Origin of the sequence: Cypionkella psychrotolerans, assembly GCF_001294535.1 — a bacterium.
Classification (GTDB): Bacteria; Pseudomonadota; Alphaproteobacteria; order Rhodobacterales; family Rhodobacteraceae; genus Cypionkella; species Cypionkella psychrotolerans.
Map to the genome: position 1 here is coordinate 1 of NZ_LGIC01000005.1, position 4,028 is coordinate 4,028.

2 protein-coding genes are annotated in these 4,028 nt (G+C 57.2%); one reads left to right on the forward strand and one right to left on the reverse strand.

All coding sequences use genetic code 11. From position 1 onward, the window contains the following. On the forward strand, positions 1-461 hold a 461-nt coding region (locus tag AKV04_RS00480), incomplete at its 5' end, for an IS3 family transposase (RefSeq protein WP_156317281.1). 485 nt (positions 462-946) lie between these two features. Here the strand turns inward: AKV04_RS00480 and AKV04_RS27660 are convergent. Further along, complete coding sequence (locus tag AKV04_RS27660) at positions 947-3,322, reverse strand: Hint domain-containing protein (RefSeq protein WP_054004529.1); 2,376 nt, start codon at positions 3,320-3,322, stop codon at positions 947-949. Between the last annotated feature and the right edge of the window lie 706 nt (positions 3,323-4,028).

A 4,028-nucleotide genomic window follows, 5' to 3' on the forward strand; every position in this document is an offset into this window, starting at 1 on the left:
CCCACGAGGGCTTCGTTTATCTCGCAGTTGTCATCGATCTATTTTCTAGGCGTGTTGTTGGGTGGTCCATGCAGGGTCGGACCTATACGGATCTGCCGTTGCAAGCCCTTCTGATGGCCGTCTGGCGCCGCAAACCGAAGACCAAAGTCCAAGTGCATTCCGACCAAGGCTCACAGTTCACCAGCTATGAGTGGCAGGAGTTCCTCGAACAGCACAATCTGACGCAAAGCATGAGCCGACGTGGCAACTGCTGGGACAACGCCGTCGCCGAAAGCTTCTTCAACCTGCTCAAACGCGAACGCATCCGCCGAAGAAAGTATAAAACCCGCAAAGAAGCCCGCCAGGATGTGTTCGACTACATCGAGTTCTTCTACAACCCGCAGCGCAAACACGTTAGGAACGGAATGCTGTCGCCGATCGCATTCGAGCAGCAGCAAAAACTGAAGCTGCAAGGTGTCTAGGAAACTCGGGGCTATTCACACTGTGGCGGCCGTGTTGATCGTCAGTTCACTTGCAATAGCCATGATATCAGACCTTTACTGGTACAAAGTGAAGCAACTTCCGACGCCGCCCTGACGCCAGAAAGCAACAAGATCAGCGCCTGATCTGCACGGAAGACTGAGCGGGCTGACCCAAGAACAGACAAGACTCGACAAATGAAAGCCTCGATCCCAACCCACGAAAGGTTAGAAACCAAGGCTTTCAAGCAGCAGCGCTAGCCCGGCAAAACGGTCAATTTGCAGTAACTGCGGACAGGAACCCGGCGAAATAACGGCATCATTGTGGTGCCTGTCCGCGTTGCAACCGCAGGTAACAGCGGTCAATTTTCTGCTGCAATCCTAGGTTGGGCAGAGCGGTGATGCCCTCAATCCAATAAAAAAGGGGGCCCCAAAAGGACCCCCTTCTTGTCAAGGCGGGGAAGACCCCGCCCTGGCTGCATAAACCTTTACTTCACCAAAAGCATGGCTTCGTGACGCTTCAGCGTGCGGCGGGCCGAATGGTAGCCCTCCAGACCCGCATCGGTCTTCAACTCGGGGAACAGATCATAAATCTCGCCGCGTTGCGCGTTGCCCATGCCTTTCAGAGTGTAGTCGCCCGGCTGGAAGCTTTCGGTCCAAGCGCCGTTCGACAGCACAACCTCGTGGCGGTCAAACATGAAGTGGATATAGCTTGCGCCAACCGCATTGACCGCATCAATGCCCTTGCCCGCGACCAGATGCTTGGCCGAAACCAGCACTTCATGCTCGTCGAAATAGAGCGCGGTGCGGTCATTGGCGACCAGCACGCGGTGGTTCGGCGACACCATCATGTCACGCTCGGGCAGGCCATTGCCCAAGCTGCCCTGACGGATCAACACTGGCTTCAGATGCGGATTGGCCACCAGATCGTGCCAGCCCATATCCTTGCGCCCGGTCCAGCGGATTTCCTGAATACCGTTGTCGCGGGTGATGATCCGGTCGCCAGCTTTCAACATCTCAACCGGAACCTCACCCTTCGGCGTCGCAATCAGCGTGCCGGGGGTGAAGCAGGGGATGACGTTCTCAATATTGGTGAAGGTCAGCGTGCTGGTGACGTTGCGATCCGCATCGAGGAACTGAACCGTGCCGTTTTCGGCATTGTTCGGATCATAGATGATGTGCAGCGGGCCCGATCCGGTCAGATCAAGCGTGTCATAGTCGTCGCCACCCTCGTTGCCGTCGATCACATCGCCCGCACCATCCGCCGCCGAGCCGACAAGGAACGTATCGCGGTCATTGCCGCCTTCGGACGAATCCGCCCCCTCACCACCGATAATGGTGTCATTGCCGACATTGCCCCGGATGCTGTCATCATCAACGCCGCCATAGATCAGGTCATTGCCCTGACCGCCATCAAGGGTGTCATCATCGTCCATCCCGAAGATGGTGTCATTGCCCATGCCGCCGCTGATGCTGTCATTGCCGTTGTTCGGCAGCAGATCGCCCGCCGCGTCCGGTATATTCACCGCATCCGGCACACCGGGGCCATAGCCGCCATAGATCAGATCATCACCTTGGCCGCCGTCGATCAGATCCGCACCTTCGCCGCCAATGATCACGTCATTGCCTTGGTTGCCCTCGATGGTGTCGTTATCAAAGCCACCGTCGATCAGATCATTACCGAAGCCGCCATAGATCACGTCAGCATCATCGCCGGTGCGGATGGTGTCATCACCCACGCCACCGTAAACCGTATCAAGATCGTTGCTCGGGTCGCAGTCCGAAGGGTAAAGCCCCGGATAACCCTGATCCGGCAGCGGAGCAGAACCGCCGCCCGAGGTGTCGATGACATCATTGCCGTCGCCGCCAAAGGCCAGATCATTGCCATTGCCGCCCATCAGCGTGTCGTCACCATCGCCACCGCGCAGCGAGTCGTCGCCCGGCCCGCCGTAGAGCGCATCATTGCCAGCACCACCGTTCAGCGTGTCATCGCCCGCTTCGCCGTACAGCACGTCATCGCCCAGATCGCCATCGACCAGATCATCGCCCAAGCCAGCGTAAACCGTGTCATCGCCGGCGCCTGCCCGCACCCGGTCATCATTCGGGCCGTCATTGCCCAAAATCGCATCGCTATGGTCGATGAAATCACCATCCGGGTCGCCGGTATAGTTGAAGTCGATCAGATCGTTGCCTGCGGTGCCATCAACGTAGCCATCGCGCGGATCACAATTATCCACGCTATCCGACAGTTGGAACAGATCGACCGAGCCCACAAAATGCTGATCAATATTGTCCAGCGTGCCCGCATCAGAGCTCGCCTGCCCTGCCCCCACGATCCACGGCTGATCAAGACCACCCATATCCATCGTCAGGGTGTTCGGCACGGTGTCTTGGAAGCTGTCGCTGCTGGTCACGTTGTCGATGTGCAACTGACCGCCCGCGCCGCCGTGATCCCAGGAATACGACAGGCTGATTTCATCGCCCGGATTGGCAAAGCCCGGCCCAGTGCCGAAGGTTTCGGTGCCAGTGCCGGTTTCGTGGCTGATCACCACCGAGCCATCGGCTTGAATTTCAATGCGGTAACCGCCCGCCGTGTCGCCGACGCTGTCGCGCGACAGCACAGTCTGCGTCGCGGTCAGCGGCTGATTGGCCAAGGTGAACTTGATGTCCAGCGTGCCCTGATCCATCTGATAGGCTGGATCTTGAAAGATCTTCACCAGATCGTCTTGGCCATCCAGTACGGCTTGCCCACCAGTCGAGACCGCACCGTTACGGTAGGTGCCAAGCTGATCACCCAACGCCGGCGCGCTGTCCAAGGCGTTGGTGCCAACGTCGTTGAAATTGAATTGCGCAAAAACCGGCATGTCATATCCCTCATTTCACCTGAGAGCCGGAAGTCCGTCTCTCGTCCGACCCAAGCCCAGATCGCTGTGAAGCGACCCCGAAAAGGCGCAAACCCGGGTTCATCCGAGGTCAGCGCCTAGTTGCCTGCCGTCTGAGGTGAAGCGAAAGCGACGCCGTTCGGAAACCAACGGTTCCCGGTCAAAGAGATACATTTTTCATGACAAGCCTTTGGTCGCAGAACCCAAGGCTAAGGCAGCAAATCTTTCACACCACATGTGCCTTACGACACATCACCATTCAACGACCGCCCCCACGGCCTTTGTCTTTCCCAGTAAGACTTAATCTGAATACCGCCAGTTATGCCGGGCGCAAAGTAAAAAAAGGCCTAATTGCGGCAGCTTTCGGGCATCGTTCTGCCACAATCACTGCCTGTCAAAATGGCGCTCACACGCCCTGATTGTATCATCAGACGCGGGGTTTCGAGATTGAAAACAGTGGGCATCTTGAAAAACGCAGGCTTATCAGGCGTTAGGATCCGAAAGTTGCGACGCTTCGTCGCCCGCAAGCCGCTCCGCTGTTTCCAGAACGGAAACCAGCCAAAACTCCTATACTACCTTAACCATCAGAGAGATTATTTGCCATTCTTTCACCACAATCTCCAAACGCTGTTGCCGAGACGGCGTCAATTCTGCGGTTTGGCGGGAACTGTTCAGGATGACGCTAGGT

Excerpts from the sequence above, each read along its gene's own strand:
- AKV04_RS27660 (WP_054004529.1), bottom strand. The coding sequence starts at position 3,322 with ATGCCGGTTTTTGCGCAATTCAATTTCAACGACGTTGGCACCAACGCC.